General features: G+C 40.7%; 12 protein-coding genes. 4 read left to right on the top strand and 8 right to left on the bottom strand.

Annotated elements, in window-relative coordinates:
• Nucleotides 1–170 precede the first annotated feature (170 nt).
• Together AC504W_RS08985 and AC504W_RS08980 are read right to left on the bottom strand one after the other, a co-directional pair.
• The gene (locus tag AC504W_RS08985; protein WP_494877445.1) at nt 171–821 is read right to left on the bottom strand and encodes a sensor histidine kinase; all 651 of its coding nucleotides are present in this window, start codon (nt 819–821) and stop codon (nt 171–173) included.
• The gene (locus AC504W_RS08980; RefSeq protein ID WP_494879596.1) at nt 784–4,620 is read right to left on the bottom strand and encodes a PAS domain S-box protein; all 3,837 of its coding nucleotides are present in this window, start codon (nt 4,618–4,620) and stop codon (nt 784–786) included. Before AC504W_RS08980 ends, AC504W_RS08985 begins: the two co-directional genes overlap by 38 nt.
• Before the next feature lie 1,676 nt (nt 4,621–6,296).
• Here AC504W_RS08980 and AC504W_RS08975 point away from each other — a divergent pair.
• From AC504W_RS08975 to AC504W_RS08965, 3 genes are read left to right on the top strand one after another with little or no spacing between them, the layout of a single operon-like run.
• The gene (locus tag AC504W_RS08975; protein WP_494877442.1) at nt 6,297–12,368 is read left to right on the top strand and encodes a PAS domain S-box protein; all 6,072 of its coding nucleotides are present in this window, start codon (nt 6,297–6,299) and stop codon (nt 12,366–12,368) included.
• Between the two features lie 12 nt (nt 12,369–12,380).
• Nucleotides 12,381–13,451, top strand: a complete 1,071-nt coding sequence (locus AC504W_RS08970) for a hybrid sensor histidine kinase/response regulator (protein ID WP_494877441.1) — start codon at nt 12,381–12,383, stop codon at nt 13,449–13,451.
• 14 nt (nt 13,452–13,465) lie between these two features.
• The gene (locus tag AC504W_RS08965; protein WP_494877440.1) at nt 13,466–13,651 is read left to right on the top strand and encodes a DDE transposase family protein; all 186 of its coding nucleotides are present in this window, start codon (nt 13,466–13,468) and stop codon (nt 13,649–13,651) included.
• A 7-nt stretch (nt 13,652–13,658) separates the two neighbouring features.
• Here AC504W_RS08965 and ctpC read toward each other — a convergent pair whose 3' ends face one another.
• From ctpC to AC504W_RS08935, 6 genes are all read right to left on the bottom strand, one after another.
• Nucleotides 13,659–14,945 carry a carboxyl-terminal processing protease CtpC gene (gene ctpC / locus AC504W_RS08960; RefSeq protein ID WP_494877439.1) on the bottom strand — a complete coding sequence of 429 codons (1,287 nt, stop codon included), beginning with the start codon at nt 14,943–14,945 and terminating at the stop codon, nt 13,659–13,661.
• Nucleotides 14,946–15,276: 331 nt separating this feature from the next.
• Complete coding sequence (ispG, locus tag AC504W_RS08955) at nt 15,277–16,503, bottom strand: (E)-4-hydroxy-3-methylbut-2-enyl-diphosphate synthase (protein ID WP_494877438.1); 1,227 nt, start codon at nt 16,501–16,503, stop codon at nt 15,277–15,279.
• A gap of 25 nt (nt 16,504–16,528) precedes the next feature.
• Complete coding sequence (locus AC504W_RS08950; protein WP_494877437.1) at nt 16,529–16,768, bottom strand: hypothetical protein; 240 nt, start codon at nt 16,766–16,768, stop codon at nt 16,529–16,531.
• 412 nt (nt 16,769–17,180) lie between these two features.
• A complete protein-coding gene (locus AC504W_RS08945) occupies nt 17,181–18,056 on the bottom strand; it encodes an RICIN domain-containing protein (RefSeq protein WP_494877436.1) in 876 nt (291 codons plus the stop codon).
• A 275-nt stretch (nt 18,057–18,331) separates the two neighbouring features.
• On the bottom strand, nt 18,332–19,207 hold the full coding sequence (locus AC504W_RS08940; protein ID WP_494877435.1) for an RICIN domain-containing protein: 876 nt from the start codon (nt 19,205–19,207) through the stop codon (nt 18,332–18,334).
• A gap of 921 nt (nt 19,208–20,128) precedes the next feature.
• A complete protein-coding gene (locus AC504W_RS08935; protein WP_096575344.1) occupies nt 20,129–21,265 on the bottom strand; it encodes a cob(I)yrinic acid a,c-diamide adenosyltransferase in 1,137 nt (378 codons plus the stop codon).
• 333 nt (nt 21,266–21,598) lie between these two features.
• Between AC504W_RS08935 and fraC the strand changes: the two genes are divergently transcribed.
• Nucleotides 21,599–22,141 (top strand): filament integrity protein FraC, encoded by a 543-nt coding sequence (gene fraC, locus AC504W_RS08930; protein ID WP_096575342.1) that lies wholly within the window; start codon nt 21,599–21,601, stop codon nt 22,139–22,141.
• Nucleotides 22,142–22,172 lie beyond the last annotated feature (31 nt).

The raw sequence follows: 22,172 nt of genomic DNA, 5'->3' as shown, positions 1-22,172 counted from the left end.
GATTTCACAAAAATCTTGAGGTCAATTTCTCTGTTTGTGATTCTTTTCACCTGCTCCTTGCAAACCTGCGACTTATTTGTATCAACTTCAAGTAAAACGGTATTAGTTCCACATAGAATCTCTTTGTTTATGTTTCCCAAAAATTATTTATGAGTAACATCTGGGATACTCTAATTCACTGATGTGACAATCAGTGGTAGTTCTACTCTAAATGTTGTGCCAACTCCGACCTGACTGGCGATGGTAATTCTGCCTCTATGCAGGTCTACACATCGGTGAACTATTGCCAAGCCTAATCCTGTACCGGGGACATTACCAACATTACTAGCTCGGTAAAATGGCTCAAATAAGTTTGGCTGTTCTTCTGGAGAAATTCCAATACCTTGATCTTCAATCAGAAAAACAGCGCTTTTATTTTGGATATATAAATCAATTTGAATATGACTGTTGTTTGGAGAGTATTTGACAGCATTGGAAAGCAAATTGCTTAAAATTTGCCGCAGTAGTTTTTTATCGATCCGAGCCACGAAGTTATCGCTGGCGGAAGAACTATCTTGGGCTTGCAAGCAAAAAACTAAATTATGCTGAGGAGAACTGAGTTGAATTTCTTCTACTAAGGTATGGCAGAAACTTACTAAATCTAGAGAATTTGGCTCAAAGGCTAATTTTCCAGCTTCAGCTTTATTAATTAGCAAAATATCATCTAAAAGTTGAGTAGTGTGCTGTACGTAAGTTTGAATGCACTGGAGATGTTTTTGCTTTTGTTGCTCATCGAGTTTATGGCTAAAACTTTTTAATATCCCAGCAGAGGAAGCAATCACAGCCAAAGGAGTGCGGAACTCGTGGGAGGATCATAGAAATAAACCGAGATTTTAACTCACTCAGTTCTTTTTCTTTTGCTAAAGCTTTGCAAATATCTGCCTCTGCTTTTTTGCGATCGCTAATATCACGACAGACACAAATTAAATCACCTTGTTCGGAAATCGTTAACGAAACTTCTTCTTCAAAATGACTGCCATCTTTTCTTTTAGCAATTGTTTCTCCTCTCCAATGTTTTTGCTGCATCAAAGTTGGAAAAATCTTTGTCTCAAAACGATGAAATTCTTCTTGCTCGTAGATTTCTGACCAACTTTTACCAATGAGTTCTTCGGGATGACTATAGCCAAACATCTCCAGATGGGCTTGATTGACATAAGTGTAGATATTGCCACTTAATATCGCAATTCCATCTATGGCAGCTTCTACAGCGGCAAATTGACGTTTTAAATCTTCTTCGGCTTGTTTTTGATGGCGGATATCTTTAACTATGCCAACCGAATAAATTGGTTTACCAATTACATCTCGAATTAAAGAAACAGTCAAATTAATCCAAATTAGATAACCATTTTTATGTAAACACCGCTTTTCAATCGAAAATGTTTCTATCTCTCCTGAAATTAATTTTTGCAAATTCTTTTGATGATAGGGAATATCATCTATATAAGTCACATCCCTAAAGGTTTTATTCATGAGTTCTGCTTGGCTGTAACCCAAAAGTTCGCACAATTGTTGATTAACCTTGAGAAACCGCCCATCTAAAGTTTCTAGTTTAATACCTACAGCTGCTTGATTAAAAATTGCTCTGAGTTCAGCTTCATTTTCTTGTAATTCTAAAGTACGTTGCTCAACTCTCGCCTCTAAATCTCGATTGAGTTGTTGTAGAGCTTCTTGTACTCTTTGTCTCTGAAGTTCGGCAGATGCTCTCGCGGCAAATACTCTCAAAATTCCCTCAAATTTATGGGGGTCAGGTATCCGCTTTTCATCTATTATGCAAAGTGAGCCAATCGGGTTGCCAAAATCATCACTTAAAACAACTCCCATCAAACTTTCAGCTGGCTTTGTTGCCCATCTTGCTTCTGTTGGGAACTGTTGCTGAATTCCCTCAGCACAGTAGTAATATCCTTGCTGAAGTACAATCTCACAAGGAGTTGATGTTGGGTCATAAGAAATATTGGGCTGTAACTTTCCATCAGACCAAAATCCTAAAGTGTGGATTTGCCCATCAATTAACTCACTTACCAACGTGTGGCGGACATCTAAAGTAGAAGAAATATGCTCAACTAAAGCCGGGAAAAAGTCCTGTCCTGTTGTCGAAGCTGTACTTTCTATCAAACTTTGTAAAGCAATTTCTGTTTGTTTTCTTTCTGTAATATCTTCAGAAATACCAGTAATTCGGTAAGCTTCTCTCTGCTCATTTTTAATCGGAAAGGCACGGCTGCGAATCCAACGGATTGCACCATCGGGGCGGATAATCCGATACTCTTCATCTAATGCACCCTGCATTCGTTTAAATTTATTAGCAATAAATTTTTGGCGATCAATAGGATGGATAGAATTTATAAATATCTCATAGGATGTATAAACTTCTTCTACAGGTCTGCCCCATATTTCTTCAAAAGCAGGGCTAACATAGACAATTTGGGAAAGATCATTTTGAATTTCTTTGATCCAAAATGTACTTTTAATATTTTCTGTTAATAAGCGGAATTTTTGCTGACTCTCTCGCAAAGCAGCTTCAGCTTGTTTACGTTCTCGGAGTGCAGCTTGCTGTTCACTAATATCATTTGTGATGATGACCGCAGATGTAACTTGCTGCTCGTGCCAAATTGGGCCAATCTGAGAATGATAATATTTTAAATTTGCATTAGCGCCTAAAGCACGGGTTTCATAACTCACAACTTCTCCGTGAGCAAAAACCCGTTCTAAAGCAGAACGTTGAATCTTGCAGTCTTCAGGTAATATATAGTCATCTATACTAGTACCGACAACTTCCTCAAGGGATAAATGAGGTGTTTTTTGGTTGATAAAAGAGATTTTTCCCTCAGAATTAACCACTGTTACTATGCTGGGTGTACTTTTTAAGACAGAACGCAACATAGCTTCAGATTCTGCTAAAGCCATTTCTGCTTGCTTGCGTTCTGTAATGTCTATACCGACAGCAACAGCGGCAGTGTTTTGTTTATATTTTTGGGCTATGAGTAGGTATTTGCGTGTGATGCCGTTAATTTGGGTATCAACAACGCCAGAATCGGCAGCATCTTGCCCATCAAGAAAGCGGCGCATAAACTCGGTAAATTGTGGGCTGTTTTGCAGAAACCCTAATTCTTGACCAATAAAGTCTTCGGCATTTAAATTAAAACTTTCAGCTAAATGCTGATTTACGCCTAAATAATAGCCATCAGCGCTGATCCAAGAAACAAACCCAGGTACAGCATCTAAAACTGTTTGTAATTGTTCTTTGGCTTGTTGGAGATTTTTTTCAGCCTGTTTGTATTCTGTGATGTCCTCAGAAATACACAATAAATATTCTGGTTGTTGGTCTTTGTCATACAGCGGAATTTTAGTGGTATGTAAAATTCTGCGGCCTAGTTTGGGCGTGTCGATAGGTTCTTCGGCGATGTCTTCGGGTATACCACTGGCTAAAGCTGCTTCATCGGTTAGGCGAGAAAGTTCTACTTGGGCTTTGGGGAAGAATTCGTCATCTGTTTTGCCAATAGCTTGCTCGGCTGTGATGCCAAATAGACGTTCGCAGGTATGATTCCAGAGTTTGAATTTGCCCAAATTTTCGGGTTTGGCATCTTTGACAAAGACCGCAACTGGCAGATTGTTAATCATTGACTGGAGAAAATTCTGTGTTTGCTGAAGTTCCTCTTGGGCTTGACGGCTTTGGGTGATATCGATACCAGTACAGACAATACAGTGAATTTGGTTATCTTGATTGAGTAAGACTTTGTTTGACCAAGAAATTAAGCGGCGATCGCTATCCTTATTGATTAAAATAGTTTCGTAACGTTGGGGAAATTCTCTAACTGCTAAATTTTGAAAAATATCTTGCAGACATTCTGTGATTTCAGGTAACACCAGTACATCCCAAACAGCTTTTCCTTTAGCAGCCTCAAATGCGTAACCTGTAGCTTGTTCGCAGGTATGATTCAAGCGAATAATTCTGCCTTGGTTATCTAATACAACCACTAAAGCATCTGTGAGATTAAAAATGGTAGAAATAAAATTACGCTCCAAGCGTAATTCGGCCTCGATGCGTTGGCGTTCTGCTAGTTTAACTCGCGCATAATTGTAGAGTCCTGCTTGTTGAATAGTAACTGCCAAAAGACTCGTAGGTGTTACTAATCCAATCAATTCCCCTTTTTCCCCGATAATAGGCAGATGACAAATGCGATATTTCCGCAGCAAATTTAATGCAGTAAAAACATCTTTAAAATCTTCTATCTTCAGTGTTACTAATTCTCTCGTCATGACTTCAGCAACACTGATACCTTCCAGATTCCTTTTTTCTGCTGTTATTTTAATTAAATCTCGCTGGGTGAGAATTCCCACCAACTGTGAGTTATCTATGACAAGAACACAACTGGCAACTTGAGATGTAATATTCTCTATATCTTTACTATCTTTATTTAAGTTAGGTAATGAATTAGTATTTTGGCTGGGCAACCCCTTAAAATTACTTTGCGCTTCATTGATTAATGCAATCACATCTGGAAGCAGCATCTCAGAGTTAACTATGAGAGGTTGACGGATGATAGTTTGGTGTAGATTATCAGGGCTGTGATAGTTAAGAAGCATTATGTAGATATTTGGAAAAAGATAGATTATTTAAGACAAGGTATCAATAATATCTTGGTCTATAAATTTTTAATACACCTCAGTGTTTTCTATGATAAAAATTAATCTCAAATTTGCCAGTTAAAAATATCAGTATTTGACTCTTTTTATTTTCTGTAAATGTGGTTTAATTGATGATATTACTTATAACAGACAAAGTGTAATCACTAAAGATGTGATGATGAGTAGGTACAATTTATAACTATCACTCTATTTCTTTGCCGATTAAATTGGTATTTTAGACATTTTTTCAGTTTTTTGTCTTTTTCAAATACCAAAATTAGAGAAAATTAGTATTTGGGTAGTCAAATAGAGAGTCTGATATCCACCGCATAAAAGTTACTAAACAGATTTTTACATACTCATGTATTTCTGCTAATGGTATTTCTGTAAAAATGGTAGTTATTTGCGGCGTAATGTTAGCAAAAAAAAATGGTTATAAAAAGCCCCATTTTAATATTTTTTTGCTTTAACTATTGAGATAAATATCTCTATTTAGCAGTGTGATTAAGCATTAAAACATCAGGCTGTGTTCCGCATCCCAGCACTTGTTATCATACCAATTTCTGCCACTGTGTTTACAGTCAGACGCATTGTTAATCCAGGGAATAGATGTAGGGTGAGCGCTAGGAGATGAGATAACAGAACTAATTGAAGAGATGGTAGAAGAGATGATAATTATGCTAGATGTCGATAGAATAATGAAAGACCCTACAAAAAATGCACAATTAATAGGATTACAGAAATTAGCTGTAGGTTTTTTAGTGTTGAGTTGTTGAGAATGACTTTTTATACCTGCTAAAGACATAAGTCTACACTCCTTAGGTAATTGTAGCTAAAGCTAACAGTTCTCAAAGACACTAATGAAAATTACAAAAAAATCAGTCTCTTTTCTAGCTATTTATTGCTATTCTGAAAAAGAATTTTGAATTTTGGATCAGCGCCAATCAAGAATTTAAAACCGAAAGGTAGATGCAGAATTAATATGATTTGGAAATTGAGATAATAATAAATCCCAAACTATCTGGTAATTACATCAGGCTTTTAGAATGCCTTGATGTTTACCATAACTTTATTATTCAACATTTTGATGAAAAAATAATCGATGAAAAACAGGAAATTATTTACTGAGTAATTTGAGGATATGTACTTATCTCGAAACTTTTCTTTAAGGGAGTAATACTGAGAGAATGTGCTGAAACTACCCACAAATTTGAGGAGATTCATAGCAGGATGATGCAGCAGAAGCAATCAGCAAAATCTTTATTACCATCTAACTAGTGAGCAAAATCATTGTAGTCACTCTCAATCAGTCGTTAAATGCTGTTTTCATCACGCTAAGTAGAGAAACTTTGCCCATCGCAAATCTACTGAAAGCTTTAAGTTGGTTTTTAAGTATGTTTGCGAAACTCATTTGTGCATAGCACGTAAAACTAATGTGTACTGTCTCTAACTGGCAGTGATTTATTAATTTAGACTAAGTTAATTAAAGTTACATAGTACAACCTTTTTTTGGGAAGTATAAACATATATGAGATATTGCGGCTTTTATGCCTCTCTATTCAGATTGGTCTTGATTTACGGGATGTTTTGAACATCAAGACTATAAAATTCTATTGTGTCGGTGTTTTTGAGTTATGAGCGATCGCTCTTGCCTGACTATCTTCCTGATTGATGATTGCGCTGTAGATCGTTATATCTATCGGCAGTATTTACAGCACGACAAATTTCAGTCATACAATATTGTAGAATTTGAGACAGCAAAACAGGCTATGACATGGTGTGAGCAAGAAACACCAGATGTAATTTTGTTGGATTATTTAATGCCTGATGAGGATGGGCTGGAGTTTTTGCGAAAACTGAGGGTGAACCTGAATAATCAGCAATCAGCTGTCATTATGTTGACAGGAGCCGGGGATGAAATGAGCGCCGTGAATGCGATGAAAAATGGCGCTCAAGATTATTTAGTCAAAAATAATTTCACGCCTAAAGCTTTACACAGCACTATTCATCATGCAGTAGAACGACTACATCTGACCCGACAGTTAGAACAAATTCGAGAACAACAACAACTAATTACCACGATCGCCCTCCGCATTCGTCAGTCGCTAAAATTAGAAGAAATTCTCAGCACCACAGCCACAGAAGTAAGGGCGTTTTTAAAAGCTGACCGCGTACTTGTCTATCAATTTCAGCCAGATATGAGTGGTAGTATTGTGGCGGAGTCAGTGCTACCTGGTTGGACGATAGCTTTAGGCCAGCAAATCGAGGATACCTGCTTTCAACAGGGAGCCAGTAGTGATTATCGCCAAGGTAAAAAAAGAGCCATCAACAATATTTATCAAGCTGGTTTAAGTAATTGCCATCTGCATCTTTTAGAACAATTTGAAGTCAAAGCCTATCTAGTAGTACCTATTTTGGTGAAAGAGCAATTATGGGGATTATTAATTGCTCAACAATGTAGAGCTTTTCGCCACTGGGAATCTGTAGAGTTGGACTTGTTAGATCAACTAGGGGTGCAAATTGCGATCGCCATTCAACAGGCAAGTGCATATCAGCAAGTACAAACAGAACTGGCAGAACGCCAACGCGCAGAAGCAGCCCTAAAAAGCAGCGAAGAGAGACTCAAGCTGACCTTGAATTTTACTGGTATTGGCTATTGGGAGTGGAATCCCACTACTAAGCAAATATCTGCCAGTCAAAATGCCATTCATGGTTGTTGTGCTGAGTCGAGTGATGTGCAATTAACCTTAGAACAATGGTTAAGTCAGCTGCATCCAGAGGATAGATTATGGGTTGAGCAGGAATTGAAACAGGCGATCGCCACCCAAACCGATTATGCTGTGGAATACCGAGTCGTCTGGTCAGATAATAGTATTCACTGGGTATCTGCCAAGGGGCGGGGAATTTACAACACAACCGGACAACTGCTACGAATGCTGGGTGTGTTGATTGATATTACTGAACGTAAACTCTCAGAAGCAGAACACCAGCAGTCAGAAATACTGCGAATGGAATTAAATCTGCTGGAGCAAGTTCTGGAAGTCAGTCTCGCAGGTTATTGGGACTGGGATATTCCCAGCAATCAGGAGTATTTAAGCCCAACCTTCAAGCAAATGTGTGGCTATGCAGATCATGAGTTACCCAACACACCAGAAGCATGGCAACGTCTGATTTTTCCCGAAGATTTAGCAAATTCGCAGGAAATGTTCGGGCAACATGTTCAAAGTCGTGGGCAAATTCCCTATTATGGCGAGGTGAGATATCGACATAAGGATGGGTCTACCGTTTGGGTGATTTGTTCTGGGCGTGTTATTGCCTGGGATGAAGATGGTCATCCGCTGCGGATGATTGGTTGCCACATTGATATTACAGAACGCAAACAAATAGAAGCGCAGTTAATTGCTATTAATCGTTTGCAACAGGCAATTTTAGATGGTAGTGACTATGCAATTATTTACAATAACTCCAATGGCATCCAAATCTTCAACGCCGCCGCTCAAAAAATGTTGGGCTACACAGCCAACGAAGTTGTAAATCAAGTCAAGCCGAGTATTTTTCATGACTCGCAAGAACTCCAACAACGGGCAGTCGAACTGTCTTTGCAACTGGGTAGAGAAATTGCATCCGGTACAGAATTTTTTATGACCGTCACTCAAGATGGTAAAACCTATGAAAATGAATGGACTTACATTCGTCGAGATGGCTCTCGCTTTCCTGTATTTCTTTCGGTGAAAACCTTACGAGATACAGAAGGAAACAACATCGGATTTTTAGGTATTGCCAAAGATATTACCCAGCAAAAACAAATAGAAGCAGCCCTAAGAGACAGCCAACGCCGTTATGAAACTTTAACAGAAGCCGCACCAGTGGCAATTTTCCGGCTGGATACGACTGGTCAATGTATTTACGTGAATGATTATTGGAGCAAGCTCACAGATAGACCAACACCAGCGGCATTGGGTATGGGTTGGTTAGAGGGGTTGCATCCAGAAGACCGCCATTACTTATGGATGAAATGGTCGCAAGGTTTTGAGCAAATACGCTACGAAGGCAGGTATTTACATACAGATGAGAGTATTACTTGGTTTTACCTCCAAATACTTCCTGAAACCAACCCTTTCGGCAGCATTATTAGCTACATTGGCACCTTCACAGACATTACTGAACGCAAACAAGCAGAAGAAGCACTCCGAGAGAGCGAACGCCGCTATGCCCATTTGACAGAAGCAGCACCCGTCGGCATTTTCCGTCTGGATGCTAGTGGTCAATGTATTTATGTGAACGATCGCTGGAGCGAGATGACAGGTAGACCCATACAGGCCGCCTTGGGGATAGGGTGGGCAATGGCAGTACACCCAGAAGATCGCGATCGCCTAAAGCAGGAATGGGAACTCAAATTTGATCAAGAAATTGTTGACCCTAGAGAATTCTATGAAAGCGAAGGCAGACATCTGCGTCCAGATGGTAGCATCAACTGGTTTTATGTACAGGTAATACCAGAAATTGATACCAACGGTAGCATCAGTGGCTACATCGGCACATTAACAGATATCAGCGATCGCCAACAAGCAGAAGAAGCTCTGCGGGACAGTGAACATCGTTATGCCACCTTGGCAAAAGCGTCTCCTGTAGCTATTTTCCGCTTAGATGCCGTGGGCAACTGTGTCTACATTAATGATCGTTGGAGTGAGATGACAGGTAGATCAACATCGGCTGGATTGGGTATGGGTTGGATAGAAGCCATACACCCAGAAGACAGTGAACGGATTTTGAGGGAATGGTTTGAAGTAGAATTAGCACCAAATGAACTTTTTGACAACGAAGGTAGGCATCTGCTCCCCGATGGCAGCATTAAATGGTTTCACTGCTATGTGTTACCCGAAACTAACGCCAGTGGCAAAGTGATTGGGTATATCGGCACACTCACAGATATTACTAGTCGCAAACAGACCGAAGAACAACTGCATCAACTCTCAGAAAGACTCACCTTAGCGCTGCAATCAGGCAGATTTGGCATTTGGGAATATGATTTTGCTCAAGCCAAACAAATTTGGGATGACCAAATGTATGAACTGTATGGGTTGAGCAAAGGTGAATTTACAGGTACTTATGATGCTTGGTTGAACTGTATACACCCAGAAGATCAAGATTATATGTTGGCGAGTATTCAGCAAGTTCTCGAAGGCCAGCAAGAATATAATGTTGAGTTCCGCATTGTGCAGCCAAGTGGTAAAGTTCGTTTCCTCAAAGGCTACGGTATTCTCAAGCGTAACCAAGATGGTGAACCTGTACGGGTGATTGGCGTAAACTTTGACATTACTGCTCACAAACAAGCCGAACAAGAACTGATTCGCAACCGGGATTTACGCGAAGCTATTTTTAACGAATCGGCCGATGCGATTTTTTTAGTTGATTCGTCAACGTTAATTACCCTAGATTGCAATCGTCGGGCAGTGGAATTATTTGAGTCGAAAGACAAAACTCAATTAATCAATATTAGTGGGCAAGCACTCCAGCGTCATCCATTCACTGCCAAGGAAACAGATGAGATAGTTGCAGAAATGCAATCTCAAGGTGTCTGGAGCCGAGAAATTGAATATGTGACCTTGCAAGGGAAGATTTTTTGGGGAAACATTGCGGCCAAGCCAATTACAGTAGCCGGACGGACTATGAATATAGTCCGGATAACTGATATTAGCGATCGCAAACAGGCACAAGAAGCTCTGGCGAAATATGCCCATGCTGTTGAAGATCTATATAATAATGCTCCTTGTGGCTACCATTCCCTCGATAATGAAGGTCGATTAATTAAAGTCAACGAGACGGAATTGCAATGGTTAGGCTATGAGCGTGAGGAAATGATTGGTCAACCCTTGGTGAATTTTTTCACCCCAGCCAGCCGCTTGGCCTTCACCCATAACTATCCTGTCTTCAAACAGCGAGGCTGGGCAAAAGATTTAGAGTATGAAATGATTTGTAAAGACGGCAAAGTCATACCAGTGTTGATTAATGCGACTGCCGTCAAAGATGCCAATGGCAGGTATTTATATAACCGCGCTACCTTATTTGATATTAGCGATCGCAAACAAGCTGAAGAAGAACTACAGCAAACAAATAAGCAGCTGGTCAACACTAACATTGAACTAGCCCGCGCCACTCGCCTCAAAGATGAATTCTTAGCCAATATGAGTCATGAACTGCGAACGCCGCTGAATGCCATTTTGGGTATGTCAGAAGGTTTGCAAGAAAGTGTATTTGGCTCCCTCAATGAACGTCAAGTCAAAGCGATCGCCACCATTGAACGCAGTGGCAGACATCTACTAGAACTAATTAATGACATCCTAGATTTATCTAAAATCGAGTCTGGCAAACTGGAACTGCAATTAAGTGATGTTTCCGTTAGGAGTCTTTGTGATGCCAGTCTCACCTTTGTCAAACAAATGGCGTTAAAAAAGAGTATTCGTCTCAATACTCACATTGATAGCAATATTGCGATCATTCAAGTAGACGAGCGCCGTCTACGTCAGGTACTAATCAACTTACTGAGCAATGCTGTCAAATTTACTCCAGAAGGAGGTTCTGTCACCATAGAAGTTCGACGAGAAGAAATAGAGGAAGTAACTTCTCCCCCAAATGCGGCCAACCTTTGCTTCCATGTTACTGATACGGGTATCGGGATTGCTCCTGAAGAAATCGGCAAATTGTTTCAGCCCTTTGTCCAGCTTGACAGTAGCTTGAACCGCCATTACAATGGCACGGGTTTAGGTCTAGCATTGGTGCAGCGGATTGTCAAGCTGCATGGAGGAACGGTCTCAGTTAGTAGTGAACTTGGGAAGGGGAGTTGTTTCACTGTCCGTGTTCCCTACCTTACCTGTGAGTATGTAATCACAACGCCAATCACTACTTTATTACCTAGAAATGTTTTACCTGCTGAGAATGCCCAAGTTTTGATTATCGAAGATTCTGTAGCAGCAGCAGACCAGATTACTCGCTACTTCCACGAAATGGGAATGCAGCCCATCACCTATTCTCAAGGCGGAGGAGCCGTAGAAGAAGTGCTGCGCCTTCAACCTGCATTAGTAATTTTGGATCTACAACTCCCCAACTTGTCTGGTTGGGATGTGCTTCATCAACTCAAAACTAATCCCCAAAGTCAAAATATTCCCGTGATTATTTTCTCTGTGGTAGATGAGCGTATCAAAGGACTGGCTCAGGGAGCATTTGAATATTTAGTTAAACCAATTACCCGCGCTCAACTTCAGGAAACTATAGGCAAATTGCAAAATTCTGCTTATTGTCAAGAGCAAAATCAAACTTTAGCATCAGAAGCAGCTTTAGCTAATCCTATGATTTTGTTGGTAGAAGATAATCCAGCAAATATTGATACGATGTCTGGTTATTTGGAAAGTCGAGGTTATCATTTGATTTTCGCCAACAATGGACAACAAGCCATTGATCTTGTGAAAGTCCAACACCCCGACTTAATTTTGATGGATATTCAAATGCCAGGAATGGATGGCTTGGAAGCAATGCGCCGCATCCGTGATGATCGGCAATTTGAGAATATTCCGATGATTGCACTCACGGCCTTAGCTATGCCAGGCGATCGCGAAACTAGTTTAGCTGCTGGAGCTAATGAATATTTAACTAAACCTGTAAAACTTAAACAGCTGGTAGCCACAATTCAAAAACTTTTAGGAAGATAGCAAAATTTGTCGATGGATATTCAACCCACTATTTTAGTAATCGATGATGAACCAGATAACTTTGATGTTGTTGAAACTTTGCTGGATGGAGAAAACTACCAGTTACACTATGCTCCTAGCGGTCAACAAGCTCTGAGTCGTCTCGATAATTTTCAGCCTGATCTGATTTTGCTTGATGTGATGATGCCCGATTTAGACGGAATGGAAGTCTGCAAGCAAATTAAGGCCAATCCCCAGTGGCAAGCGGTGCCGATTATCATGGTGACAGCCTTAACTGCTAAAGAAGATTTAGCTCGATGTCTAGCAACTGGTGCAGATGACTTCATTAGTAAACCCGTCAACGGTGTAGAATTACGCGCCAGAGTTCATTCTATGTTGCGGATTAAACAGCAGTATGACAGCTTGCAATTATTGCTCAAACTGCGAGAAGATATGGTCAACATGATTGTCCACGATTTGCGAAATCCGCTGGCCAGCATTGTCTTAGGGGCAGAAATTCTCAAATTTCCAGGCTTATCAGCACAACAGCAACAAGGAAAAATCGAGCAAATTTTACTGGCTGGGCAACAATTACAATCACTAATTGATAGCTTATTGCTGATGGCAAAGCTGGAATCGGGCAAAATGGTTCTCAATTACAGCCCAGTCGATCTTTGTACGCTATGTAGGTCAGCATTGGCAGATGTAGAAGCGATCGCAGCCCAAAAGAGAATTACTTTGATTAGTGAATTACCTGAACCTGGTGGCATGATTGAAATAGATGCTTTAATGTTCCGCCGAGTTTTGGATAATTTGTTCACTAATGCCATTAAATTTTCACCATCAAACTCTCAAGTTACCTTGCGTGCTGAATATCTACCAGCAGGTGGGGCGAAATTGCAAGTCGGTGATTCAGGTAAGGGCATTTCTGAAGAATTACGCCACATTATTTTTGAGAAATATGAAGTAGGAACTCGGATGCCGGAAGTTTCGCAAATTGGTTTAGGATTAGCTTTCTGTAAAATGGCAGTTGAAGCACACTGCGGCACAATTAACATCGAAAATAATCATGCTAAGGGTAGTATTTTTACAGTCATAATTTAAATTTAGTAGTTTATATGGATAACACACAACTTTGGTATATTGTCAAGCGCAGTAGCGGAAACTGTGAAATCGTCCCCAGCAATTTAGTTAGAGACGATGATCAAGAGATTATTGAAAAGTGGGGGAGTTTTGCTTCTCAAGAAGAAGCGATCGCGCGGCGAATTGGGTTAATCCGGGCTGGTAAGTGCCAACCCGTATAAATTAGCGTTATTTTTTCTCTGCGCTAGTGAGACCTTTAGCCGCAATCTGCTTACCTAAAATTTCCACTCCTTTAGCAAATTGTGGGTCTGCCATAGTAGCTAATTTGTCACGCTCATGTAGCCATAAATCTTGTCTTTGAGCATCACTCAAATCCACCTTCACATCTGGCGCAATTCCTTCATGATTAATATCTCTACCACTAGGGGTATGATATTTAGCAATTGTTACTGCCAATCCAGAGCCATCTTCTAAGGGGCGCACCGATTGTACTAAACCTTTACCAAAAGTTTGAGTACCCACTAGAACCGCCCGCTTATTATCCTGCAAAGCTCCAGATAAAATTTCACTAGCACTAGCAGAACCTTTATCTACCAAGATGACCAAGGGTTTGGTTGTCAGCGCTCGGCCGTTGGCTACTTCTCGCTCTTGCTCACCTTGGCGGTCAATAGTAGAAACAATTGTTCCTTTATCTAGCCACATCCGGGCAATTTCTATGCTAGAGAATAACAAGCCGCCGGGGTTTCCACGCAAATCTAGAACATAGCCAGCAACTTGCTTAGACTCTAAATCTTTGATCGCATTTTGCATTTCCTTACCAGCATTGGCGCTGAATTGGTTCAAGCGGATGTAGCCAACATTACCTGCTGGTGTTTGTTTTTGAGAATAACGTACTGGATGGATTTCAATTCTGGCGCGTGTAATATTAAACTGCTTGATAGTACTGTTACGCTGAATTGTGAGCGTGACTTTGGTGTTTGGTTCACCTCGGATTAAGGATACAGCTTGGTTAGTATCCATCCCCTGAGTATTTTTATCGTTAATTTTCAGAATAACATCTTTAGCTAAAATTCCAGCTTTAAATGCTGGTGTATCTTCAATAGGCGCAATTACAACCAATTTCTTGGTTTTCTCATCTTGACTAATCGTAATACCGATACCTGTGAGTTCCCCAGAGGTATCAACCTGCATATTCTTGAATTCTTCAGGATCCATAAACCGGGTGTAAGGATCACCAAGCTTTTTCAGCATTTCCCGGATGGATTTATACGCTTCTTGCTGATTACTGTAGGACTTGTTCAGGTACTCCTTACGAACAGCCTGCCAATCTACCTGATTAAAAGTACCATCTACGTATTGACGGTTAACAATTTGCCAAACTTCGTCTAATGTTTCTTTGGGACTTGCTTTAAATAAAGCCTGACCACGTGAGTGAATGCCCAGGCTAGTAACAGCAATTGTGGAGAGTGTTACTGCCGTAGCACCCAGAACAAGCCTACTTTTTGTAATCACCATAATGACAGCTGTGTCAGAGGGAAAATAATAGTCAGTATGCCCAATCTAACACAGCTATTCTGCAAAGACCGGGCATGTATTCCTAACTTCATTAAAATACTTGACAATCCGGCGAAATGGGGAATTCTGAAGGGTGAAATATGAAGTATGAAATAGTTAGTTGTTTAGATTGGGTGTTGGGTGTAAGGTGAAAATTTTCTCTTATACCCCTACACTCAACACAGGCTAGTTGCTTCTCCTCATCGGAGACACTACGCGTAGCTTGCTTCCCCGTAGGGGTACAAGTCGGCAGAGCCACCCAACGCACTGGCTCCCCCATACCCCTTACTCATTAAGGATCTACCCAACGTCCGTCCGTTTTAATTAAGTTGATTAACTCCGCTACACCCTCTGTTTCTGGTACTTTTTTAATTTCTTCTCTTCCACGATATAAAGAAATGTAACCAGGAGTTTTGCCCACATAACCATAGTCAGCATCAGCCATTTCCCCAGGGCCGTTGACAATACAACCCATCACAGCGATATCTAACCCTGTTAAGTGCTTGGTGGCTTCCCGGACTTTATGCAGCACTTCTTCTAAGTTAAATAAGGTACGTCCACAGGAAGGACAAGCGACATATTCCACCATTGTTTTTCGCAATCCCAAAGCTTGCAAGATGCTGTAGCATACGGGAATTTCGTTTTCTGGTGCTTCTGTGAGGGAGACACGGATGGTGTCACCAATGCCATCTGCTAGTAAGGTAGCAATACCAGCAGTGGATTTGATTCTGCCGTATTCGCCATCACCTGCTTCTGTTACACCCAAATGTAAAGGATAATCCATACCTAATTCATCCATCCGCTTGGCTAACAGACGATAAGCGGCTACCATCACGGGAACGCGAGAGGCTTTCATAGAAACCACTAAGTTGCGGAAATCTAAGGACTCACAAATGCGAATGAATTCTAAAGCCGATTCCACCATTCCTTCTGGGGTGTCTCCGTAGGTAAATAGCATTCTTTCTGCTAGAGAACCATGATTTACCCCAATCCGCATAGCTTTACCTTGGTCACGCAAGGAAACTACCAGAGGCTCTAGAGTTTCGCGGATTTTATCGCCAATTTCCTCAAATTCAGCTTGTGTATATTCGGTGCGATTGGTATTTGGTTTTTCAAATACATACAGACCTGGATTAATTCGGACTTTCTCGATGTGTTTGGCAACTTCTAAGGCAATTTTCATACCATTGTGATGCACATCAGCTACAATTGGCACATCTTGGTAAGTTTTAATGATTTTTTGCTTAATTTCTGCCAATGCTACAGCATGAGCGAGGCTAGGCACTGTGACACGCACGATTTCGCAGCCAACTTCGTGCAAACGACGAATGGCGGCGACAGAACCATCAATATCAAGAGTGTCTTCGTTAATCATTGACTGCACCACCACAGGGTAGCCACCGCCAATGGTAACATTACCTACCTTGACAGGACGGGTTTTACGCCGCTTGATTGTAGTATCAAAGGTGGGTTGACTAGATGTGGTGTTGGAACTTGTAGGTGTAGGCAGAGTTTGCATAACTCTAGGAAGTAAATTTTTATAGCTAAAATATCAGATTGAACAATCTCTGTTTCTCAGATTGCCATAGTACGGGCTTATTTTGGTGATGACATGGGAAAAAAAGCAGATTGCGATCGCCAACCGACTCAAACAACCGCGCATTACTGATACCAGTCCCCCAAGTTGTGACACCTTGTTCTGAGTCAGGACAGTGTAAATAATCGCCTTTCCAAGATTTTAGCTTGATGATGCGATCGCCAAGGCATTTTGTTATCAATACCAATGTTTATGATATTCATGCTGATTCACAGTGTTCCACCCAAGAAGCCTGCTACCAAGATGTATGTATATCTGATCGCCCCAAGTCAAGCAATAATTACAATCCGCTAAAAGTAAGCAAATTCCACCCTGAATTTCTTACTAATACTTGTCACACCCAGAGAAATCAATGGTTTTGAGAGCCAGTGTGGTGTATCTCTATTGTGCGGTCGTGCCTGCTCGCAATTGGGCAAAATTAAGTATACAGATCTAGACAAGGCTCTGGGAGTGGGATAAAGGAATTCGTTAATTTAGGAAAAAGCTAGACTGGTTTGGATTCAATCTGGACAATTATTGCAAAACCGACTCCCAATTTTGAAGGAGTCGGTCGAAGAGAAAGTTAGTTGTTATTAAAAAAAAGAGGATGAAAAGCTGAACTAAACAGCCTCAAATTTCCATTTTTGGTTATTGCCTTTGTTGAGAGTCCACTGTTGGACATTGTTTCCATCAGCAGTACCATTACCAGCGACTTCTAAAGCCTTACCACTATGTTTGGCGATGAGGTAGAAATAGCCATCACCTGCATCTTCCAACTTCCATTTAGAGTTATCGTCATTTGCTTTTTGATACTGAATGACATTTGCTCCATCAGCTTGACTACTACCTGATACATTTAAAACTTTGCTACTAGTTTTATTGACAAGGTAGTAATAGCCATTTCCGGCATCTTCTAACAGCCATTGTTGCGCTCCAGTTTTATTGAGAGTGTACTGTTGGACGTTAGCTGCATCAGCAGTGCTACTACTTGCCACATCTAAATATTTACCGCTGTTTTTGTTAGCAAGGTAGTAGTATTTTCCTGCCGCAGGAAGTGGTGTGGGCTGAGTAGTTGTAGGAGATGTTTGACCATTGGTTCCTTGTCCTTCTTGTAAGAAAGGCTCAAAGCCAATCCAGTTGATATGCCATTTATTTTTATTGGCTTCTTCTGGGGTAAGGGTGGCAAGCCCGCCCTGGCCTGAGTCCCATCTGACTGAGACTCTAAAGCCTGTAGGAGTAGGATTGTAGACGGCACTAGCTCCAGTAACGTAAGTATGGTACGCACTACCAGCAATTGATGTTACGTATATCGGTGTCTGGGCAAACCCAGCAGCGCTAGTATCAACGTCCACATAAACATAATCTCCATCTCCTTTCTGCCATTTGGTTGCACCTGGTTGAGTTTTTCCCGATGCAAACTTGGCAACTGTCAACACAGTTCTTACTTGTGTGCTAGTGCTGGTTGTTGTTTGAGTTGGTAGAGGTGTAGTTACCATGATTTGAATTCCTAAAGTTACTAAATTGTGAACATGCGCGTGGTTTTCAGGCTTTCTGTAAGCGCAGATCGTTCCATACTTCTGTTGCATACGAAGGAGCTGCGCTATTGTGCCTGAAGTAAATAAAACCCTATTTGAAAAGACTTACAGTCTTATTTGTGGGATGAGTTTGTCTGTTGCAAATGTTTAAAGTTTCAAAAATGAAGGATTTAACGTTTAATGATCGTTGCACCGCATCATCCCACTATGATGCAACCCCTTTGTTGAGGACTGAATTATACAGCCTCAAATTTCCATTTTTGAGCATTCGTGAAATTTTTACTGTATTGTTGGACATTAGATCCATCAGCAGTGCCAGCGCTTGCCACATCTAAAGCCTTACTGCTATGTTTGGCAATGATGTAGAAATAGCCATCTCCAGCATCTTCCAACTTCCATTTAGAGTGATCGTCAGCTACATATTTGTCAAACTGAATGACATTTGTTCCATCAGCACTACCACCACCTGCTACATTTAAAACTTTGCTACTCGTTTTATTGACAAAGTAGTAAGAGCCATTTCCAGCATCTTCTAACAGCCATTGCTGCGCTCCACTTGTATTGCTAGTCCACTGTTGGACATTAGCTCCATTAGCAGTGCTATTACCTGACACATCTAAATATTTACCGCTATTTTTGTTGGCAAGTTTGTAGTATTTTCCTGTCGCAGGAAGTGGTGTTGCCTGAGTAGTTGTTGATGATGATTGAGTACCATTCCCTGAGCCTTGCTCTAAGAAAGGCTCGATACCAAACCAATTGATATGCCATTTCCTTTGATTTGCTTCTTCTGGGGTGATTGGTGTGGTAATGTAATCTTTATCAAACCTGACATATACAGTGAAGCCTTTTTCTGTAGCATTGTATACGGAAGCAGAGCCAGTAATGCCCGCGTGATTACCACCATTGAAGCCACCCAGTGAAGTAACGTATATTGGCGTTTTAGTAAATCCGGCAGCACTAGTATCAATATCTATACCTATACATTCGCCATTTTGTCGCCAATTGGTTGCACCTGGTTGGGTTCTTCCCGATGCAAACTTGGCAACTGTATAGACAGATGTTAATTGTGTGCCATTGGTTGAGGTCTGAGTTGGTAGAGGTGTGGTTACCATGATTGAAACTCTTAAAACTAGTAGATTTTGAAAATGAATGAGTGCGAGTTTTTGTCAACGCGAAAGACAACTCAGCACAACAGTATTCGCCACAAGACATGAGTCTAGGGCAGAATACTATTGCAACAGCAGATATAGTGGCTGGCTTAAAGTGTCCAAAGTGACAAATACTTTAGTGGAAGCCGCTTGAAGGTTATCGAGAGCGCACTTCATGGTTTTAATATTTCACGCTTTTCAGGAGAATGCAAGGAAAGTTAAGACAGTTAGAAAAACATTTCAGACAGTTAAGACAGTTAAGACAGTTAAATAAGCATTTAATAGATAATTAATAAACTGTTGGCAGCTTAATATAAACTTAATAATGTATTCCTTAATACAAAATTTGATTACAAAAATTGGCAGAGTAAATTCGCTCAGTCACATTAACTCTCATTTTGATTAGATTGGATGAATTTGATATCAAAAACAATTACGTATCTTTATGTAAATTAGATAACGGAAAGAGTCATACCGAGTTGCAGTCAAAGATAGTAACTTGGGCTGGGAGTGGGGAGTAGGAATATTATGTTTGAACGCAACTTAGTATCAGATGAGAAACAGGCTTCAGATAAACTGAGCCACGACTTCGCAACTTCCTTGCGAAGTCGTGGCTCTCACAATTCTTATTCTGTCTAGCTTCTATTGCCAAATCGAAAAACAGAATCATCTGAATAGCTTAAAAGACGATCGCTTGCTGATCATATTCTTGGCGCTACTGCGTGGAAAAAATATTTCCCACGCCAATACCCCGCTAGGGGCAGTGTATAAGATAATCATTTCTTGGTGGTCAATATTGTTGAGAACATCATCAACATCCCACCAAGTAAAATTGCCAGCGCTAATCCACCAGTTGCCCAATCCAGCACATTAGTGTTGTCCATCTTAAAAATCAACTCCACGTTTGAGTTCTACGCCGTGATTTGCATAGTGTTTGTGGCAGTATACCTCAGAGTGGATACTAGCTAAATCAAAGTAAGCTGGTTGCTGTTGACAACGGCCAGTAATAATAATTTCTGTATCGCGGGGTTTGCGGAGTAAGGCTTGGACGATGGGTTCCACTGGGAGAAGTTCTAAATCGACAGTGGGGTTCAGTTCATCCAAGATGATGGTTTTATACAATCCAGAGGCGATCGCAGTTTTGGCAATTTCCCAACCGCGTTCGGCTTCGACATAATCTAATTCTTGCCGAGAATTGCGCCACACGATCGCATCTCGACCACAACGTTGATGATCTACCACTTCTGGGTAAGATTGTTGCAAGGCGGCGATCGCTGCATCTTCTGTATAACCGCTACCACCTTTGAGCCATTGCATAATTAACACGCGGGTAGAACCGGGATGGTTAATTCCTCTACCAATGGCTTGTAAGGCTTTACCCAAGGCGCTGGTCGATTTACCTTTACCTGCACCAGTATAAATTTCAATTCCCTCAATTAATAGCTGTTGGGCGGTGGGGTGGTGCTGCGGCTTCATTTCCGAGTGTAAATCGGCAATTTCTAATAACTTTTCTGGTGCGCCGCGTCCGGTGGCGATAATTTCTAATTCTTGGGGTTTGGCTTTTAATGTCCGCACCACTTCATCTACGGGTAGCAAACCCAAATCGAGGACGGGGTTAAGTTCATCTAAAACTACTACCGAATATAAACCAGAGGCGATCGCTCCTTTGGCTACATCCCAACCTCTTGCTGCTTCGGCGCGGTCGTAGGGGATAATTTCTTCTGCACTAAAAAATTCGGCTCTTCCAGTCCGTACCTGATCGATTAAATGGGGAAACCCACGCTGCAAAGCTGCGATCGCACCATCTTCATCATAATCACGTTCTGGCCCTTTTAAAAACCGCAGCAGTAAAACGCGATTGCAATTAGCTGGTGTATTTATCCCTAAGCCAATCGAGCGCAAAACCACTCCTAAAGCCGCTTGGGATTTACCTTTACCCAAACCATCATAAACGTGAATTTGACCTGTGAGTCGTTCAGAACGCGCTTGCGCTGTGCGAATACCGATGCCGTTCCTTGTCATCTCTCGAAAACCTGTAACGTGGCAGTCTCTAATCTTACCTAACGTCTTGCACTTCCAGATCTAAAAAATCTCTTTTGGGTACTTCCATACAAGATTTAGCAGGATATATTAACAGGGTAAATAGGGGTATACTGGCACACCAAGATGGTAAATAGCGATCGCCATCACATACAGCAGAATTCAGGTGAATGAGGTACAAATTTTAATCACAAAGCTATATACCAATAGGCTTTCCACTATGTTACCTGTGACCTGTTCCCTACTGTAATTACCCTTACCAGTCTCATTGCCCCAACTTTACTTTCTCACCTTAAACCTTACCATTGGCTCTCTATGCTAGAAAATTTTACCCTTCCTCGACTTTTGCCGATTGGCGTAATGTTGTTTAACTTGTTATTTTTTCTAATTGCTATTCCTATTGAGGCTTATGTTGTTAATCGCCGACTCAAGTTTGACAAAAAAACCAGTATTTTTTATGCCATAGCCACCAATCTTTTTTCGGGAACCCTTGGTTGGGTTATATTTTTTGTCTTAGAACCACTGTTACCACCTGAAATTAAATCGGAATTAATTAATTATGTATTTTTTAATAACTTTAGATATGCCAATACCCAAGCGACTTTGATTTTAACTACTTTCATTATTTTCTTTACTACTTTTTTAATGAAATTTTTACTGTTACAACTTTTGGTATTTACATTACGAGAAGATGGTTGGAAAAAACCAGAAATTGTCGAAACATCTCAGCGTAGACAGTTACGCCGCGCTATCCCTGGTATTAAATTGCAAACAACTAATTTAGTGACTACAACATTAATAGCTAATTCTCTTAGCTATAGTGCAATTACGATTATTTTGCTGATTCGTAATAGATAAATAGGCGAGTTTTTTGTCGAATCAATTATTT

Source organism: Nostoc sp. C96 (assembly GCF_059384975.1).
This window is presented reverse-complemented; position numbering and strand designations above follow the sequence as displayed.